Origin of the sequence: Advenella mimigardefordensis DPN7 (assembly GCF_000521505.1) — a bacterium.
GTDB lineage: Bacteria > Pseudomonadota > Gammaproteobacteria > Burkholderiales > Burkholderiaceae_B > Advenella > Advenella mimigardefordensis.
Genome location: NZ_CP003915.1, coordinates 4694669 through 4711975 on the forward strand (window position 1 = coordinate 4694669; position 17307 = coordinate 4711975).

The following is a 17307-nucleotide window of genomic DNA, read 5'->3' on the forward strand; positions in this document are numbered from 1 at the left end:
ACCATTTGTTCGGTTTACGTAAGCTTGTGCGTCAGGATGACGAGGCTTGCCATAGTGTAGCCGTCTTGCTTGCGAATTTGCTGTTGTTTGAGATTTGTGAGGTAGACTGAGCGAGACGTTAAGGATGGCTTTAGCAGAACACACAGGGGCAGCTTGTTTTCTTTAAAATTATTTCAATTGAAATATTATTAGAAAGAGGTGATGCTTGGAAGAGATAAAAAAATAAATGGCTGAACAGATTGTGTGGAAAAACGATTGTAGAAATGTGGGGCGCAATAGCGGCAGGACAACAATGGCGGCATGACAATATAGCCGGGCAATATAGCCGGCTGGGGCAACAGCTGAGTGAGATGACTTGAGGCTGTTCCAATCAGGCTGTTTTACTGCACTGTCCGTTGCATCTACTGTTTGACGTCGGCGATGTTTTGCTGTGTCGCTGGTGATTTGCTATCAGAGACTGTCGCTGATTTGCGTCGGCGTCTGAAGCGGACGCGGTTTTTCCGTTCCTTGTGTACAGTAATGCCTTCGCCCGCTTTCGGATCCAGTTTATAAAACCAGTAGGCAGCGACAATAGACAGCAAGCCGATTACCCAGAACCCGGCATGGACGTCAGCAATGGAAACATGGCTGGCGCCTCTCAATTGCATGCTCAGATCCAGCGTCACGGTAGCGATACCCATGCCCAGGCTAATACCGATCTGTTGTGCGGTGGCAGAAAACGAGCTGGCCTGGCTCATCTGTTCCGGCTCGATGTCTGCGAAGGCAAGGCTATTGACGCCGGTAAACTGCAATGAGCGGAAAAAACCGCCAATGAGAAGCAGGGTACCCATTAGCAAAACGGGTGTACTCTCAATGAAGAATGCATTTGTGATTGTCATTAATCCGGTAAGCGTGCCATTGATCAGCAGCACCTTGCGAAAGCCCCAGCGTCCGAAGACAGCAGTCGCAATGAATTTCATCATCAACGATCCGATGGCCATCGAAAACGTAATCATGCCGCTGGCCAGCGCCGAGTAGCCAAAACCCACCTGAAACAGAAGGGTAAGCAGAAAGGGCATAGACCCGACAGCCAGGCGCGTCATGTTACCGCCAAGCACCGCGGCAGAAAAAGTAGGAATTTTCAGCAGCGACAGATCAATGATGGGTTCCGGATGGCGTTTTGCGTGGCGTATATACAGCAGGGTGCATGCCAGTCCGGTGGCCAGCAGCAGCAAAGGATATACGTATCCATGTGTATGATTGCCTATGGCCTCTATACCAATAACAAAGGTCGCCATACCGACGCCACTAAGCAGGAAACCAACCCAGTCCAGCTTAGGTTTTTTCTCGCTGCGATATTCAAAAACGTACCTGAGCACAAGTGCAATGCCGATAATTGCAATTGGAATATTGATAAGAAATATCCAGTGCCAGGAGGCATAAGTCACCAGAAAGCCACCCAGGGGCGGCCCCAGAATCGGACCGAGCAGGGCGGGAATAGAGAGAAAGGAAGTTGCCTTCAGGATCTGGTTACGAGGTATTGTCCGTAGCATGATAATGCGGCCTACCGGTACCATCATTGCACCTGCAATACCCTGAATGAATCGGGATATCGTCAGGGAAGCCAGATCCCACGATAATGCGCAGGTGAGTGATGTAAGCGCAAACAGGCTGATAGCGAAAATAAACAGTCGTTTCGCCCCGAAACGGTCTGCCGCCCAGCCACAGATCGGCACAAACACGGCTACTGCAAGCAAATACGAGGTAATCGCTACGTTCATGCGAACCGGCGTGGATTGCAGCGACACCGCCATCATGGGAAGGGCAGTCGCTACCACGGTGGCGTCAAGCATCTGCATGAACAACGCGCAGCCCACGATGAATGGTATTAACTTGATGGCAGTGTCCTGCCGGACGGGAGCGAGATGCTTCATGTGAGTTGATACTTTCTGGAAAGCAATCGGTAAAGGGGCCCGGTAACGAGTAACACAAATACCATTCGTGATACATGGAAGGCCGTTACAACCGGCGGGCTCAGCTGCAGCACTTTTGCAGTAATGGTCATTTCTGCGATACCACCCGGACTGTTTGCCAGATACAGTGTTGCCAGCGGGATATCAGAAAGGAATGTCAGCAGAACGCAAAAAAGCAACGCCAGGCAAAGGGATCCGACGCAGACCAGCGCCACGATGCCGAGGTATTTTGGCGCCCGTCTGAAGAAATCCGGCCCGAATTTATCGCCCAGTGACCAGCCGATAAACATTTGTCCTGCGTGCTGAACTTCCGGGGGAATGACAGATAACTCAATATGATTGCTCGTTAACACAGTCATGATAAAGAGCGGACCCAGCACCCAGGGATTGGGAATACGCAATTTTCCGAATGCAAATCCAAATGCGCAGGTAACGGCGATCATTTGCATAAAGCCGCTATAGGAGAACGGGATTGCCGCCGTGGTGTTCACCGTCAGACCGTGCAGCCCAAGAAACTTATAGATAAACGGAATAGTGACGACGACAAGCAATACACGCAGGCTATGGGCGGAAGCCACTCTGTCTATGCGCGCGTTATTACGTTCGGCAAGATTGGCCATTTCGCTGGCACCGCCGATAGCCGAGGCAAACCAGGCCGTTTTGAAATCCACATCGGCCCAGCGGCGCAGCGCTAAAGCGCCTGTGCAGCCCAGAAAGAGTGCAAACAACATGCCCAGCACAATTGCAAGTGTGTTTTCCAGAACAATGTGCAGGACTTCTTCGGTGAAATACAGACCCAGGGACGTGCCGATCACCCACTGGCCCATGCTGCGGAAAACGGTATGCGATTGCGTGCGTGCGCCGCGCAGCTTACTTATGGCGGTCACAAGCAAAGGGCCGATCATCCACGGCAAGGGCAGATGCAGCCAGTTCGCCAGCAAAGCACCAGCAAGTGCGAAGAGAAATCCGGCTAAATAACGCTGCATCATATTCCGAAGGTAATTGGCATACTTTAAGTATTCATTGTACGTTTTCAAATGAAAAAATGCGAAGGAAAACTGTTTATTTTTAAAAGTCTTATATAAGACTTAGGCGATAACGTCGTTTATGCGCCATGAATGCCGCGTCACGAATCGTGATTCCCTTTGTTCGGTGAGTTAGTCTGATCGTTCATTGAATGCAGGCGCAAAAGCAGCAAGAGCAGCGAATAGATGATCGGGTCGGCCCGGCTGAGGTGCCTCTGTGAGCAATAGAAAGGATCAACGAGACGACGGCGCGGATGCACCCAATGCTTGCTGCTGTTGTGCGCTTTGCGTGATGAATTGAACAAGCTGGCGTACCGGTTCAGCCAGACTTTGTGCCTGTCTATGCAGCAAGCCTGTTTCACGATAGAAGGTATGTACCCCTAAATCAAGGCCGCGAATGCCTGCAGGCCAGCGCGTGAAAGCGGCCGTTTGCGGAAAAAGCGCGACACCTGCGCCATTTTCTACCAGCCGGGCAATGGTTTCAAGTTCGTCACATTCGCAAATTTCATTCAGACCAATATGCATATTTCTCAGAAAGCGATCAACCAGCCGTCCGCCGAAGGATGCACGGTCATAGCGGATGAACGGCTGTTCGGACAGCAATTGCGCCCAATCGTCTCCGGTGACATGAGATGGGACGATCAGTCTGAAGGGTTCTCGCGCCAATGTTTGCCATTGCAGCTCGCTTTGTAACTGGAAAGGAGGGCGGATGATAGCCGCCATGTCTACCTCACCTGCGTCTACCAGGTTCAGCATATCCATGGAAACACCGGGAATAATGCGCGTGTGGCACCCGGGGCAGGCCTTGTGAAAAGCGGCCAGTGCATTGGGCAGAATGGTTCGTTGCAGCGTTGCGATGGCACCCACATTAATGTGCATGGCCTGGGCGTTCGCTACGGGCGTTGCACCCAGATTGCTGTAAAGCTGGATCAGTTCCTGTGCCTGCAAAAGCAATTGTTGCCCCCTGGCATTAATTTTCGCAGCTCGGCCCTGCCGGTCGAACAGGGCAAATCCCAGCTCATCTTCCAGACGGTGCATTTGTGCGCTGACCGCAGCCTGCGTCAGGCCGATCTTGTGTGCGGCACCCGCAAATGTGCCTTCGCGGGATACGGCAATAAATGTTTTGAGTTCCCGGATCATGGTCGTCTCAATATCAATATATAAATAATATTTGTGTATATTACAAATATATATTGATATTATTATTTTAAAGTCGGGCCTACAATAAAAAATATCGACTGTACGCCCTGTGCACGCCGGGAATCTGCCGTGTAATGGCAATTGCAATAGTGCTACCGGTGCAGTTATGACCAAACGTACCGTTTGACCTTATATCAACCGATCTAACCAGGAAAACTCATGAGCCTTTCACCTTTTCATTTAGCCATCCCCGTTTACGATCTGGCCGCTGCACGCAATTTCTATGGCGAGGTGTTTGGCCTGCCGGAAGGGCGATCCAGCGAACAATGGGTCGATTTTGACTTTTTCGGTCACCAACTGGTTATTCATGAACATCCGAAAACAGCGAGTCAGGAACATGCGCATACCAATGCTGTAGATGGCCATAACGTGCCGGTGCCGCATTTTGGTGTTGTGCTTGACTGGGACAAGTGGGAAGCCCTCTCAGAGCGCCTGAAAGCGCGTAATACCAAGTTTGTGATAGAACCAGGCATTCGCTTTAAAGGGCAGGTGGGTGAACAGGCCACCATGTTTCTGTTTGACCCCTGTGGCAACGCACTGGAATTTAAGGCCTTCAAGGACATGAGCCAGTTGTTTGCGAAGTAAGCGGGCGAACATTCCCTGCAGAGGTGTGTGCTGTTGAAGGCATGCCCTGCAAGGGTGGATGTGTGCGCCTTAATATCGCAAGTCTGCTCGTTCTGCTTATTGAACAGTAACAGCAACCAATTTAGTCTGACGCACTGCGGTGCGTCTTACGTACCCGAACGAGTGATATGTCGTTCGATCAGGCGGACGGAGCGCTCGACATCACGCGCTTCGAGTGCTGCGACAATGTCCATATGATCCAGCGCACTCTGCAGCAAGGCATCGCGTGACTGCCACACGGCTTGTGAAGAGCCTCCAAGACGTTGTCTTAAGTCTTCGATCATGCCTTCGATAACCGGATTTCCACTGCAGGAAAACAGCAAAATATGGAATCTGTTGTTGATTTCATTCTGTTCGCTGCGCGTGCCGTGGTCGGCCGCGTTACGAAATTCAGTGGCCAGCGTTTTGAGCTGATGTAGGGTGCCCGGATCTATGTTCCTGACGACATTGCGAATGCTCTCTTTTTCCAAAAAAACACGTGCTTCTCTTACATGCCGGATGGTTTCAGCGTCGGGCGCATAGACACGATAGCCACGGTTAGGCGCATGTTCAAGAACCTGGCGAAGTACAAGTTCAGACAGGGCGCGACGCGCGTCAAAACGCGACGCCTTGAAACGTTCCTCGATATCACTCAGACGTATCCATTCACCGGGTCGAAAGCCACCATTGCGTATTTCCAACGCGATTTCGTCACCCAGCATACGGGGCACTTTACCTCGTACCTTTGCCATATGGCTACATTCCTTCTGCGCTAATTACGGCTGCAATTTGTTGTAGTGTGTTTACATTATACCTTGTATGGCCGCATTTTTGTGCGTATACTTTATGTACACAATTTATGCGCATAAACTTAAGAGGAAATGATTATGTCCGTAACAACCGCAGATGTCACACCGGAATTTCGCGGGGAAGATATGTATGATTTAGGGCATACGACGATTTTCTCTTGCCGCGATGATCCGCGTTTTAGCTTTTGCATGTATGTGCCGCGTTCGGTTCACAACGCTGAATCGGCTCCTGAGTTGGTTGTGGCTGTACATGGAACAGGACGAACCATCACTGAGTACCGCGACGCCTTCAGCCATTTTGCGCGTTGGAACAATTGCGTAGTTCTTTGCCCGCTATTTCCTGTTGGTGTTCTTGGTGATGACAATCGCAATGGCTACAAATATATTCGCGAAGGTGATATTCGATACGATCTCGTCTTGTTGAGTCTTGTCGAACAGATCAATCAGCGCTACGGCTTCAAATTCAAGGACTTCGGCCTATTCGGATTTTCGGGGGGCGGGCACTTCACTCATCGGTTCACCATATTGCATCCTTCGCGGGTCTGGGCTGCGTCCGTGGGCGCTCCGGGCTCGGTAACGTTGCTTAACCCGGAACAAGACTGGTGGGTCGGAACTCGTAATGTGGCGGAGCTTTTCAACATTGAAATCGATGTGGACTCCTTGGCGCGCGTACCGGTACAAATGATTGTCGGTGATGCAGATATCGAGACTTGGGAAATAACCCATAAACCCGGAGGCCGTCACTGGATGGACGGCGCAAATGATGCAGGGCAGACACGTCCTGAACGCCTGGATACACTGCGTCGTTCTTTCGAGGCGGCAGGCGTCAACGTACAGTTTGATGTTGTACCAGGTGTGTCTCACCGCTGGGAAGATTGTATTGATCGAATTACCGGTTTTTTTGCCGATATATTGGAGCAGCGTCGCGCATCGGGCCGTATTTAAATAAGTTGACAAAAATCGGGCCGGAAGTTGGAAGCCTGTCTTATCTTTCGTGAAAATGGAGCTCTGCACAATATGAACAAGTATCTGCTTTCCCTTTTTTCTCTGGCCGGTATTTTTGTCGGGAGCGCATGCGCCCAGACACTCAATGTCCAGATACCGGCCGATTTACGCAGTTCACAACCCGGCGTGAACCGAGACAGCACAGCCGATATGCTTGTCTCACATGTGGTCGAAGGACTGGTTGCATTCGATAATGTAGGCACAGTGAAGCCGCTTCTGGCAGAACGCGTCGAAGAATCAGAGGACGGGCTGGCGTATACATTTTTTTTGCGCAAGGGAGTCAAGTTTCATAACGGAGAGTTGCTTGAGGCTGAAGATGTCGTATGGAGCTGGAAACATTATATGAATCCAGACGTGGGTTGGCGATGTCGTGCGGAGTTCAGCGGTCGCAATGGTACCAAGGTGACCGACGTTCAGGCAACGGATGCAACTACCGTGAAATTCGTACTTGATAAATCCGATCCGATGTTTCTGAGCACACTGGCACGTCCCGATTGCGGAATGACAGGGATTTTGAACAAGGCCTCGGTAAAAGCAGATGGAAGTTGGGATAAACCAATTGGCACCGGGCCATTCGAGCTGGGCAATTGGAGCAAAGGATCCTACGTCGAACTGCTCGCTTTCAAGGATTATGCAAACCTGAAAGGCACGGCAGACGGGTATATAGGAAACAAGAAACCGCTGGTGGATCGGGTGAAGTTTTTGGTGGTACCAGATGCTTCTGCAGCAAAGGCAGCACTGGTCCGCGGTGATCTGGATCTGATTCCGGATATTACCAGTTCCGATTATGGTGAACTTAGGAAAAATGCCAATTTGCAAATATCACATAGCTACACAGCACGGCGCAATACGATCCTGCTACAGACCGCTGATCCACTGATGACAAAACCGATGCGTCGCGCGATTGCATCTGCAATAGACATCAAATCATTGGTTGAGATGGTGACTGATGGATTGGGCAAGCCGAACAATTCTGTTATTCCGATAGGAACGCCGTCCTATACATCTGTGCAGCAATTGGGGTGGAAGTATGACGTGAATGAAGCAAAACAATTATTACAGAAAGCAGGATATCGAGGGCAGCAAATTTCCCTGATTACAAACAAGGATTACCCGTCCATGTATAACGCAGCCATACTGGCTCAGGCCATGTTGCAACAGGCTGGTGTCAATGTAAAACTGGACGTGATGGATTGGGCAACTCAACTGGATCGCTACAACTCCGGGAAATACCAAATGATGGCATTCTCTTATTCACCACGTTTTGACGACGCGTTACTGTACGAGCATTTCATGGGAGACAAAAAAGTACAGAAACGCAAGGTGTGGGACAACCCTGCTGATCTGGAACTGCTGGATCAAGCGATGGCGACAGGTGACAGGGCCAAACGACAACCATTGCTCGATCAATTACATAAGGATTTTCTGGAAGATGTGCCTATGGTGATGCTCTATAACGGCATCACGATTGATGCGGCCTCCGGCAAAGTGCAGGGCTATACCAGCTGGCCGGGATCTTCAGCCCGTTTGTGGCAGGTGAGTAAAAAGTAAATATCGCAAACGTGTGCAAATGGCGCTTGTTTGAATGAATTGAACCAATACGAAATGAGATATCCAAATATGTATGACGATAATATTCTGCCGTTTGTAAGAATCAACGGTGGGCCCAGGGAAAGAGGGCACCAGCACGGTGAACAGGCGAAGGATCGCATTCAAAAGGCTGCGCAGTTTTATGTAGGATTGTTGACCAAACGTGATATCAGTCCCGCTCGACTGCACACGCTGATTCAGGAATTCTTGCCGGCTATCGAGGCATTCGACGCCACTTATGTTGAAGAAATGAGAGGTATTGCCGAAGGCGCACAGATTCCGTTCGAGCATGTTGTGGTTATCAATGCCAGACGTGAGTTGTTGATGTATGCCCGAATGCAGCCAGATACGCTCGCGCCTGACGGCTGCACTGCTGCAGTGGTCCTGCCTGAAATGAGCGTCGATGGGGTGCTGATGCATGGTCAAAACTGGGACTGGCGAGTCGAATGTGCAGAAACGTGTATCGTCATGCATATTGCCCGGGATGACGGACCTGATATCCTGGTATTCACAGAAGCCGGGCAGCTTGCGCGTTCAGGCTTCAATGCCGCAGGAATTGCAATTACGGGCAATAATCTCGAATCGGATCGCGCTGCTATGCGCAATGGAATCCCTTTGCCATTGATCCGCCGCAAGGCACTCGAAACCCCACATTACGCTCATGCTATTAGGGCTGTGTATCATAGTCCCAAATCGGTGGCAAACAATATGATGCTTAGTCACAGTGAAGGCGAAGCCATTGATATTGAATGCGCACCCGATGAGAGTTTTCTTCTGCATCCTGAAAATGGTTTTCTTGTTCATGCCAATCATTGGGAGAGTGAGGTAGCGCTGGTTAAGTTGCGAGAACGGCTACCCAGCCCCGATTCTATTTATCGAGGCCGGCGTGTACTCAGGCACCTCACAAGACATACCGGAAAAATCGATTTTGAGACCTTCAGACAAGCCTTTATGGATCAATTTGGCTATCCCTATGCCGTTTGCCGACCCCCTCAAAAAGCCACATCCGGCGACCATTTGAGCGCGACGGCCGCGACAGTGCTGATGCGTCCTGCCGAAGGCGTGATGGAGGTGGCTATTCTGCCAGCGGTGCGACCTGCCTTTCAGCGGTTTACGCTGTCTGTTTGAATTGGAATAGTACATTATGCTCCGGTTTATATGCACCCGTGTAGTAATGGCAATCCCTACACTGTTGATAGTCGCGATCACAGTATTTATGCTTATTCGCCTGATTCCTGGTGATCCCGCTGCACTCATGCTTGGCGACATGGCAGATCCGGCCAGTCTGGAAGAGCTGCGCAGGCAACTTGGATTGGATCGCAGTCTCCCTGAGCAGATGGCAATCTGGTTTGGCAATGTGTTCAGAGGGGACCTGGGGGTCTCGATCTCGACGGGTGAATCCGTTACTTCTCTGGTTTTACAGAGGTTCACTATCAGTGCTCCCATCGTGTTGTGTGCCGTGTTGTTTGCCAGTGTGGTCGCAGTCCCTGCCGGGATGATTGCAGCCTGGCGCCAGAACAAACTGTCCGATACCATACTGGTGAGCACAGCAACACTTTTGCTTTCGATCCCGACCTTCTGGCTGGGACTCTTGTTTCTGCTTTTTTTTGGGCTACACCTCGGTTGGCTGCCCGTGGTGGGTTATGTCTCTCCAATGGAAGATTGGCGTGCCGGCATACTCTATCTTGTCATGCCGATCACCACTCTGTTTTTGCACGAAATCGGCGTCATTCTCAGGATGGCGCGGGCCTCTACACTGGATGTATTGCGGCTTGATTATGTCACACACGCAAGGGCCAAAGGACTCTCAGAACGAATGGTGCTTTGGCGTCATACATTCAAGAACGCCTTTGGTCCTACCTGGACACTGATCGGGTTAGTACTGGGCAATTTGTTGGGTGGTGTAGCGGTTGTCGAGACAGTATTTACGATACCCGGTTTGGGACGTTTACTTGTGGACGGGATTTTCGCACGTGATTACCCCGTGATACAGGGGTGCTTGCTGTTCATTGCCCTGATCTATGTTTTGGTCAACCTTCTGGTAGATCTTTGTTACCCCATATTCGATCCGCGAGTGACTGTGTCATGAAATCGAACATTAATACCAACCTCCTGCTTGGATCCCTGCTTTGTGGTGTGATCCTGACGGCTGCCTTGTTAGGCGCATTCTGGACGCCGTTTGATCCCATGGCCCTCGATTTCGGGCATCGATTACAGGCCCCTGACGCTATTTACTGGCTGGGTACAGATGAATTCGGTCGCGACACGTTCAGCCGGATTCTGTATGGTGCAACCACCAGTGTAGGCATCAGTTTCATGACTGTTTTTATCGCCATGTTTGTCGGTACGGTGCTCGGGTTGATCGCGGGATATGTGCGCGGGTGGGTGGATCGTATCATGATGTGTTTTACTGATGCGTTGCTCGCGTTTCCCGGCATATTGCTTGCGCTGGGCTTGCTGGCAGTGGTGGGTGCCAACAAGTACGGCATCGTTGTAGCGCTGGGTGTCGCTTATCTGCCTTCGGTACTGCGGCTGGTGCGAGGCACCGTATTGCCTTTGCGGGAAAGGGAATTCATTCACGCTTCCCGCATTATGGGTAATTCCGAAACTTTCATTTTGTTTCGGCATATTCTTCCCAACTGTTTTGGTCCCATGATCGTGCTGGCAACTTCCATGTTTGGCTGGGTTCTGCTGGCGGAAAGCTCACTCAGTTTTCTCGGGCTTGGCGTGCCGCCACCGGCCCCCACATGGGGCAACATGCTGGCGGGAAGCCGGCCGTTTATGATGCAAGCTAGCTGGCTGGGCATCTTCCCGGGCTTGTGTATTTCCATGACTTTACTTGGTATCAATTTGCTGGGTGATGCGCTGCAAGACAAACTTGATCCATACGCTAAGGGGAAATAATGGACGCAACACCGCTTTTAGAGGTGAATCACCTTCAGCTTGAAACCCGTCAAGGTGGAAAACGGGTGGTTGACGATATTGGCTTTGCCATTATGCGCGGCGAAATCGTTGGTATCGTCGGTGAATCTGGCTCAGGTAAAAGTATGACAGCACGTGCTGTCATGCGCCTGGAGCCGCCTGCGATTAAGAGAGTTGAGGGCCGTATTGCGTTTGATGGCCAGGATGTCACGGCGATGCCTTCAAAGCGATTGCACCAACTGCGGGGTGCCAAAGTCGGGATGGTATTTCAGGAGCCCATGACATCGCTGAATCCTTCGATGACGATTGGCCGGCAATTGGACGAAGGACTGGCGTTGCACAGTGATCATACGGCGGTCAGGCGGCGGGAATTGACAGTGCAAATGCTCTCGCGCATTGGCATTCAGGATCCCGAAAAATCACTGACTGCCTATCCGCATCACTTTTCTGGCGGGATGCGACAGCGCATCATGCTGGCCGCCGTGATGTTGGTCAAACCAGAGCTGCTGATTGCAGACGAGCCGACGACCGCACTCGATGCCATCGTTCAGCGCGATGTGCTGGAATTGATGGTCGAACTCACGCGTGAGCAACAAACGGCAGTATTGCTGATCAGCCACGACTTGCCGATGGTGGCGCGGTATACGGATAAAGTTATTGTGATGGAACATGGCCGAATCGTCGAACAGGGGCCTACAGCCGACATCATCGCTGCACCCAGGCATCCATACACCAGAAAACTGTTGTCGTCTCTGCCTGTACGAGGCCAGGCGCGGAAGATTGATCGAACGGTGACGCCGGTTGTCGAGGCAAAGAATATCGTGGTGGATTATCCAGGGCGCGGCGCCCTGTTCAGGAAAAGCCAGGGGGTCAGAGCCTTACACGGCATCGATCTGCAGATTCACGCCCGTGAAGTTCTGGCTCTGGTCGGTGGTTCCGGCTCGGGAAAGACCACATTGGGCTGGACCATTGCCGGACTGTTACGCCAAACGGATGGGCATCTGGCATTTGATGGTGAACCCGTCGATAGAGCTAGTTCCTCCTGGCAACGGTACCGGCATGATTGTCAGATGGTATTTCAGGACCCGTATTCTTCACTGGACCCGAGAATGACGGTGCGCAAGCTGGTGGAAGAGTCCTTGCGTTCGGTGCCCCAAATGGAGCATCGCGCACGAAACCGGCGAATCGACGAGGTGCTTGACGAGGTCGGTCTGCCTGCACAGGAATATGCCGATCGCTATCCAAATGCACTGTCAGGAGGGCAGCGACAACGCATTGCCATAGCCCGTGCGTTGTCCAGAAGGCCAAAATTCGTGATTGCTGACGAACCGGTATCGGCGTTGGACGTTACCGTTCGCGCTCAAATTTTGAGTCTTTTTTCAGAACTGCAAAAACATTACGGCTTCTCTTGTCTATTCATCAGTCACGATCTTGCCGTCGTGGAGCAGGTTGCGGATCGTGTAGCGGTGATGCAAAAAGGAAGAATCGTCGAACAAGGTAGTCGTGACGCTATATTCGATGCACCACAACACGCCTATACTCGCGAACTGCTGTCAGCTATTCCTCTGTTGGAGACAACGCCCAGCGGTGGTGTCCAAACTCGATGGAGATTTCAGTCTAAACAGTCAAGGAATGATGTCTAAACGATATCGGGGTGATCACATTGTCAACACGCGGCGTATCAATAACAAATGCAATTGCATGAAGAATGAAAATTTTTGCAATGATGACCATGCTCAACAGATCGGCAGCGCGTGGCTTGATCAACAATCGCTTGCGCATGAACTGGGAGCGTCGCGTTTGAAAGCCGATGTCGTTGTTTTAGGCGCAGGGATTGTCGGTGTATCGATCGCCCTGCATTTACAGGCAAAAGGACGCGATGTTGTTTTGCTGGACAGGCGCGAGCCGGGGCTGGAAACCAGTTTTGGTAACGCGGGTCTGATTGAGCGATCCAGCGTCATTCCATATGCGTTTCCGCGTGATATTCGTCTATTGCTGTCCTATGCGCTCAACCGACGAACTGACGTTAGCTATCAACCGCTATTTTTGCCGCAAATTGCTACATGGCTTGCACGATACTGGTGGCATTCCTCACCGAAAAGGCTTGCACAGGCCACGGCTCACATGCTGCCCATGATCGAACGCAGTGTTCTGGAGCATGATGAGCTGGCGCAAGCAGCCGGTATCACACATCTATTTCGTCGTACCGGCTGGATCGAGTGCCTACGCAGTCAGCGATGGCTGACACGCGCTGTTGCTGATGCTGAAAGGTTAGAATCGTATGGCTTGCGCTACCGCATACTGGATCAGCAAGGTCTGGCGGCGCACGAGCCGCACTTGAAGCCGATCATGGCCGGAGCAATTCATTGGCTGGATCCTGTAACGGTCAGCGACCCTGGCGCTGTGGTAAGGGGTTATGCGGCGCTTTTCGTTAAGCGAGGCGGCAGACTGTTGCGGGGCGATGCGCTGACGCTTCGCCAATGTGAGAATACCTGGAAGACTAGCACCGACGCTGGGCTTTTACAGACAAATAACGCTGTCATTGCGTTAGGACCCTGGTCGGTCGATGTCCTCAAGCCATTGGGTTATCGAATCCCCATGGCTGTAAAACGGGGATATCACCAACACTTCAGGGTGAACGAGCGTTCAATGCTGACGCATCCTGTTGTTGATGTGGAACATGGCTTTGTGTTATCGCCAATGACAAATGGCATTCGGTTGACGACAGGCGTTGAGCTGGCTCCTCGGGATGCGCACGCATCTCCAGTGCAATTGGACAAAGCGCGGGCGAAAGCAGCGCAGATGATCTCGTTAGGTGAACCGGTAGAGGCTAATCCCTGGATGGGCGCCAGGCCTTGCCTCCCTGATATGCTTCCGGTAATCGGGCCGGCATTCCGTCATCGTGGTCTGTGGATGGCATTTGGTCATGCTCATCATGGATTTACCCTAGGGCCAGTTACAGGCAGGCTGATAGCAGACTTGATGACGGGCGAAGACACTGGTTTTGATGCAACACCCTATCGTTTGCAGCGGTATGGAAGTCTTTGACAGCTTGACGCCGTGTAGGAGCAAAAAAAATGCCCGCACAATGTGCGGGCAAGTGGCTGAGATTTAATTCTATCACTATTTGCAGAAAAGTCTATGGTCTACCGCCATAAATGTGTTTCAGATGCCCAATATCCCAATTTTTGGGATCGAACAGCGGGATATTCATTCTATTCCTCTTACTATATTCTCCAGTCGTAACACCGAATCTGTCTGATAAGTTTCAGGATCAGGCCGGGAAATAACCGATATAATAGGCTAACTTCACTGATGTCTTGCCTATGTCTGCTCCTGCCAACGATCCTATAGCTGCTATCGCCACCGCACCAGGACGCGGCGGTATCGGTGTCATCCGTATTTCAGGCCCCGATCTGACCGGGTTGATCTCGCAGTTATTCGGGCGCGAACTGGCCGCACGCCATGCCTATTTCCTGCCATTTTGCGACAGCAAGGGTGAGCCGATTGATGAAGGCATCGCCATCTATTTTCGGGCACCGAATTCATATACCGGTGAAGATGTGCTGGAATTGCAGGGGCATGGTGGCCCGGCGGTATTGAAAAGAATCCTGGATCGCTGCCTGCAGGTGGGTGTGCCAATGCGCATGCGTCACGCTGAGCCTGGTGAGTTTACCCAGCGTGCGTTTCTGAATAACCGCCTGGATCTGGCGCAGGCTGAAGCCGTGGCCGATTTGATCGATGCTTCATCAGAAGCTGCCGCCCGCAGCGCCATGGCCTCATTAAGCGGTTCCTTTTCTACCCAGGTGAACAATCTGGCAGATCAGATTATTCACTTGCGCATGCTGGTAGAGGCGACGCTGGATTTTCCGGAAGAAGAAATCGAGTTTCTGGAAAAATATCAGGCCCGCGAAACCCTTGGCGGGATTATCGGCGACATGGCCGAACTGGTGCGGCAGGCGCGTCAGGGCATGATTCTGCGCGAAGGCTTGCACGTTGTACTGGCGGGGCAGCCGAATGTGGGTAAATCCAGTCTGCTTAACGCCCTGGCTGGCGACGATATTGCGATTGTCACACCGATTGCCGGCACCACCCGCGACAAAGTGACGCAGCAGATCCATATTGAAGGCGTGCCGATCCATATTGTTGACACAGCAGGTCTGCGCGACACCGATGACACCGTGGAAAGTATTGGCATCGCGCGCAGCTGGGCGGAAATTGCCAAGGCAAATGTGATTATTCACTTGCAGGATGCGCGCACGCCAAACGACGAACTGGATGCCGGGATTACGCAGCGGCTACCCCAGCGCACACCTGTGCTGGAAGTCTTCAATAAAATCGATCTGCTTGATGAAGCGGCTCTGAAGGCGCTGATTGCACGACCCGCGGCAGGTGGCAATACAGCCAGCAGCCACGAGGTTTCGCGTATTCTCATTTCTGCTGTTCACGAAACCGGTCTGGATGTATTGCGCAGTAAATTATTGCAGATTGCAGGCTGGAACCCCGGTGCTGAGTCACCGTGGCTGGCCCGCGAGCGGCATCTGGAAGCCCTGCAAAAAGCGGCACAGCATTTGCTAAATGCCAAGGATCATGCGGCGCAAAACGATCGAGTGCTGGATCTGTTCGCCGAAGAATTGCGATTAGCGCACGAATCGCTGTGGAGCATTACCGGCCAGTTCTCCAGCGATGATTTGTTGGGTGAGATTTTTTCGAATTTTTGTATTGGGAAGTGACAACTGCTGGCGACGTTACTGGGCGGTATCATGAACAATCTATCAGACAATTTGTGCCATATCAATGATGGTTGGGCGATAGATTTAAACAGCCCTTATGCGCTGCTCGGTTAGCGCAAGATCAATGCGTCAAGCTAAGTAAAATCCGCTAAATCGGTACATTAGCACCTTACCGAAGCACAAATTCGTCAGCGAGAATGGTACGAACTTAATGCATTCCTGCCCAGGTTGAGCCCTCTCAATCTGGAGTACCTTTCAAAAAAGGTGTCTTCCGGAAGATCTCCGCCTTTGTCGAAAAATTCAAAGGAGTAGGTGGACATATTTAGCCCGGCTGCGTTATCGCATTGGCGTTAAAGTAAAGGGAATCGCAGTGTTGCATACTTGGTCTAAGTACAGCCCAAGTGGAGATAGTTTGGTATGAATGGAAAAAAATTGATTCGTAACAGCACAGCTGAGTTCCTGATCTTCACAGGCCAGGCCGGCGAACAGAGCATCGAGGCCCGCTATGAGGATGAGACGCTATGAGGATGAGACGCTATGGCTGTCGCAGAAGCTGATGGCAGAGTTGTTCGGGGTAGACGTGCGCACGGTCAACGAGCATCTGAAGAACATATTTGCCAGCCAGGAACTTATGTCTGAGGCAACTATCCGGAAATCCCGGATAGTTCAGCAAGAAGGTAGTCGGGAAGTCTCCAGAACTGTGGATTTCTACAATCTCGATGCCATCATTTCCGTCGGCTATCGCGCCAACTCCATACGTGCAACGCAGTTCCGCCAGTGGGCGACTGGTGTACTGCGTGAATTCGCTATTAAAGGCTATGTACTGGATCGCCAGCGCATGGAAAACGGCAGCTTCCTGGGCGAAGATTACTTCGAGCGCCTGTTGGCGGAAATCCGCGAAATCCGCCTCAGCGAGCGACGCTTTTACCAGAAGATCACCGACATCTACGCCACCAGTGTGGATTACAACAAGGATGCACCCACTACCAAGGCATTCTTTGCTAAGGTGCAGAACAAACTGCATTTCGCCATCCACGGCCATACCGCTGCAGAGTAGGTTCACAAGCGGGCCGATAGTAGCAAGCCGCATATGGGACTCACTTCCTGGGCGAGTGCACCTGAAGGCAAGATACTGAAAACTGACGTGGCCGTCGCCAAGAACTACCTGACTAAGGATGAATCGGACTCGTTGGGTCGTATCGTCAATGCCTATCTGGAATTGGCCGAGGATCGTGCTCGGCGCAAGATTCCCATGAGCATGGAAGACTGGTCCAAGCGTCTGGACGCCTTTCTGGAGTTTGATGACCGGGATGTGCTAAAAGACAGCGGCGGGATTTCCGCAAAACTGGCTCAGGCACGCGCAGAAAGTGAGTTTGAGAAATACAGAATTGTGCAGGATAGACTATTTGAAAGTGACTTCGACAAGGCGGTGAGAGAAATGGAGGTCGATGAGTCGAACACCTGAGAG

General features: G+C 51.6%; 13 protein-coding genes and 1 pseudogene. 10 read left to right on the top strand and 4 right to left on the bottom strand.

The window, feature by feature from the left end; translation table 11 throughout:
• Nucleotides 1-401 precede the first annotated feature (401 nt).
• The 3 genes from MIM_RS21570 to MIM_RS21580 all read right to left on the bottom strand — a co-directional run bounded on the left by MIM_RS21570 (nucleotide 402) and on the right by MIM_RS21580 (nucleotide 4117).
• Nucleotides 402-1913: a DHA2 family efflux MFS transporter permease subunit gene (locus tag MIM_RS21570; RefSeq protein WP_025374817.1), complete on the bottom strand. Its 1512-nt coding sequence runs from the start codon at nucleotides 1911-1913 to the stop codon at nucleotides 402-404.
• On the bottom strand, nucleotides 1910-2941 hold the full coding sequence (locus tag MIM_RS21575) for an AbrB family transcriptional regulator (RefSeq protein WP_322786671.1): 1032 nt from the start codon (nucleotides 2939-2941) through the stop codon (nucleotides 1910-1912). Before MIM_RS21575 ends, MIM_RS21570 begins: the two co-directional genes overlap by 4 nt.
• Before the next feature lie 270 nt (nucleotides 2942-3211).
• The gene (locus tag MIM_RS21580; RefSeq protein WP_025374819.1) at nucleotides 3212-4117 is read right to left on the bottom strand and encodes a LysR family transcriptional regulator; all 906 of its coding nucleotides are present in this window, start codon (nucleotides 4115-4117) and stop codon (nucleotides 3212-3214) included.
• A gap of 219 nt (nucleotides 4118-4336) precedes the next feature.
• Between MIM_RS21580 and MIM_RS21585 the strand changes: the two genes are divergently transcribed.
• Entirely contained in the window at nucleotides 4337-4762 is a 426-nt protein-coding gene (locus tag MIM_RS21585) for a VOC family protein (RefSeq protein WP_025374820.1), read from the top strand.
• A gap of 146 nt (nucleotides 4763-4908) precedes the next feature.
• Here the strand turns inward: MIM_RS21585 and MIM_RS21590 are convergent, their stop codons facing one another.
• On the bottom strand, nucleotides 4909-5532 hold the full coding sequence (locus MIM_RS21590) for a GntR family transcriptional regulator (RefSeq protein WP_025374821.1): 624 nt from the start codon (nucleotides 5530-5532) through the stop codon (nucleotides 4909-4911).
• A gap of 135 nt (nucleotides 5533-5667) precedes the next feature.
• On the opposite strand from MIM_RS21590, the gene MIM_RS21595 reads away from it, so the two are divergent.
• From MIM_RS21595 to MIM_RS23565, 9 genes and pseudogenes are all read left to right on the top strand, one after another.
• Nucleotides 5668-6534, top strand: coding sequence for a hypothetical protein (locus tag MIM_RS21595; protein WP_025374822.1), 867 nt, complete (start codon nucleotides 5668-5670; stop codon nucleotides 6532-6534).
• Nucleotides 6535-6606: 72 nt separating this feature from the next.
• Nucleotides 6607-8145: an ABC transporter substrate-binding protein gene (locus MIM_RS21600; RefSeq protein ID WP_025374823.1), complete on the top strand. Its 1539-nt coding sequence runs from the start codon at nucleotides 6607-6609 to the stop codon at nucleotides 8143-8145.
• Nucleotides 8146-8214: 69 nt separating this feature from the next.
• The gene (locus MIM_RS21605) at nucleotides 8215-9312 is read left to right on the top strand and encodes a C45 family autoproteolytic acyltransferase/hydolase (RefSeq protein ID WP_025374824.1); all 1098 of its coding nucleotides are present in this window, start codon (nucleotides 8215-8217) and stop codon (nucleotides 9310-9312) included.
• A 16-nt stretch (nucleotides 9313-9328) separates the two neighbouring features.
• Nucleotides 9329-10273, top strand: coding sequence for an ABC transporter permease (locus tag MIM_RS21610; RefSeq protein WP_025374825.1), 945 nt, complete (start codon nucleotides 9329-9331; stop codon nucleotides 10271-10273).
• Nucleotides 10270-11088 carry an ABC transporter permease gene (locus MIM_RS21615; RefSeq protein WP_025374826.1) on the top strand — a complete coding sequence of 273 codons (819 nt, stop codon included), beginning with the start codon at nucleotides 10270-10272 and terminating at the stop codon, nucleotides 11086-11088. Before MIM_RS21610 ends, MIM_RS21615 begins: the two co-directional genes overlap by 4 nt.
• On the top strand, nucleotides 11088-12749 hold the full coding sequence (locus tag MIM_RS21620; RefSeq protein WP_025374827.1) for an ABC transporter ATP-binding protein: 1662 nt from the start codon (nucleotides 11088-11090) through the stop codon (nucleotides 12747-12749). The genes MIM_RS21615 and MIM_RS21620 overlap by 1 nt, the downstream gene beginning before the upstream one ends.
• 157 nt (nucleotides 12750-12906) lie before the next feature.
• Nucleotides 12907-14154, top strand: coding sequence for an NAD(P)/FAD-dependent oxidoreductase (locus MIM_RS21625; protein ID WP_025374828.1), 1248 nt, complete (start codon nucleotides 12907-12909; stop codon nucleotides 14152-14154).
• A 278-nt stretch (nucleotides 14155-14432) separates the two neighbouring features.
• Nucleotides 14433-15839 carry a tRNA uridine-5-carboxymethylaminomethyl(34) synthesis GTPase MnmE gene (gene mnmE / locus MIM_RS21630; RefSeq protein ID WP_025374829.1) on the top strand — a complete coding sequence of 469 codons (1407 nt, stop codon included), beginning with the start codon at nucleotides 14433-14435 and terminating at the stop codon, nucleotides 15837-15839.
• 631 nt (nucleotides 15840-16470) lie between these two features.
• Nucleotides 16471-17304 (top strand): annotated as a pseudogene (locus tag MIM_RS23565) (virulence RhuM family protein).
• Nucleotides 17305-17307 lie beyond the last annotated feature (3 nt).

Coding starts and splice junctions, on each gene's coding strand:
- mnmE (WP_025374829.1), top strand. CDS start 14,433: ATGTCTGCTCCTGCCAACGATCCTATAGCTGCTATCGCCACCGCACCA.
- MIM_RS21615 (WP_025374826.1), top strand. CDS start 10,270: ATGAAATCGAACATTAATACCAACCTCCTGCTTGGATCCCTGCTTTGT.
- MIM_RS21580 (WP_025374819.1), bottom strand. CDS start 4,117: ATGATCCGGGAACTCAAAACATTTATTGCCGTATCCCGCGAAGGCACA.
- MIM_RS21610 (WP_025374825.1), top strand. CDS start 9,329: ATGCTCCGGTTTATATGCACCCGTGTAGTAATGGCAATCCCTACACTG.
- MIM_RS21570 (WP_025374817.1), bottom strand. CDS start 1,913: ATGAAGCATCTCGCTCCCGTCCGGCAGGACACTGCCATCAAGTTAATA.
- MIM_RS21575 (WP_322786671.1), bottom strand. CDS start 2,941: ATGATGCAGCGTTATTTAGCCGGATTTCTCTTCGCACTTGCTGGTGCT.
- MIM_RS21595 (WP_025374822.1), top strand. CDS start 5,668: ATGTCCGTAACAACCGCAGATGTCACACCGGAATTTCGCGGGGAAGAT.
- MIM_RS21590 (WP_025374821.1), bottom strand. CDS start 5,532: ATGGCAAAGGTACGAGGTAAAGTGCCCCGTATGCTGGGTGACGAAATC.
- MIM_RS21620 (WP_025374827.1), top strand. CDS start 11,088: ATGGACGCAACACCGCTTTTAGAGGTGAATCACCTTCAGCTTGAAACC.
- MIM_RS21600 (WP_025374823.1), top strand. CDS start 6,607: ATGAACAAGTATCTGCTTTCCCTTTTTTCTCTGGCCGGTATTTTTGTC.
- MIM_RS21585 (WP_025374820.1), top strand. CDS start 4,337: ATGAGCCTTTCACCTTTTCATTTAGCCATCCCCGTTTACGATCTGGCC.
- MIM_RS21605 (WP_025374824.1), top strand. CDS start 8,215: ATGTATGACGATAATATTCTGCCGTTTGTAAGAATCAACGGTGGGCCC.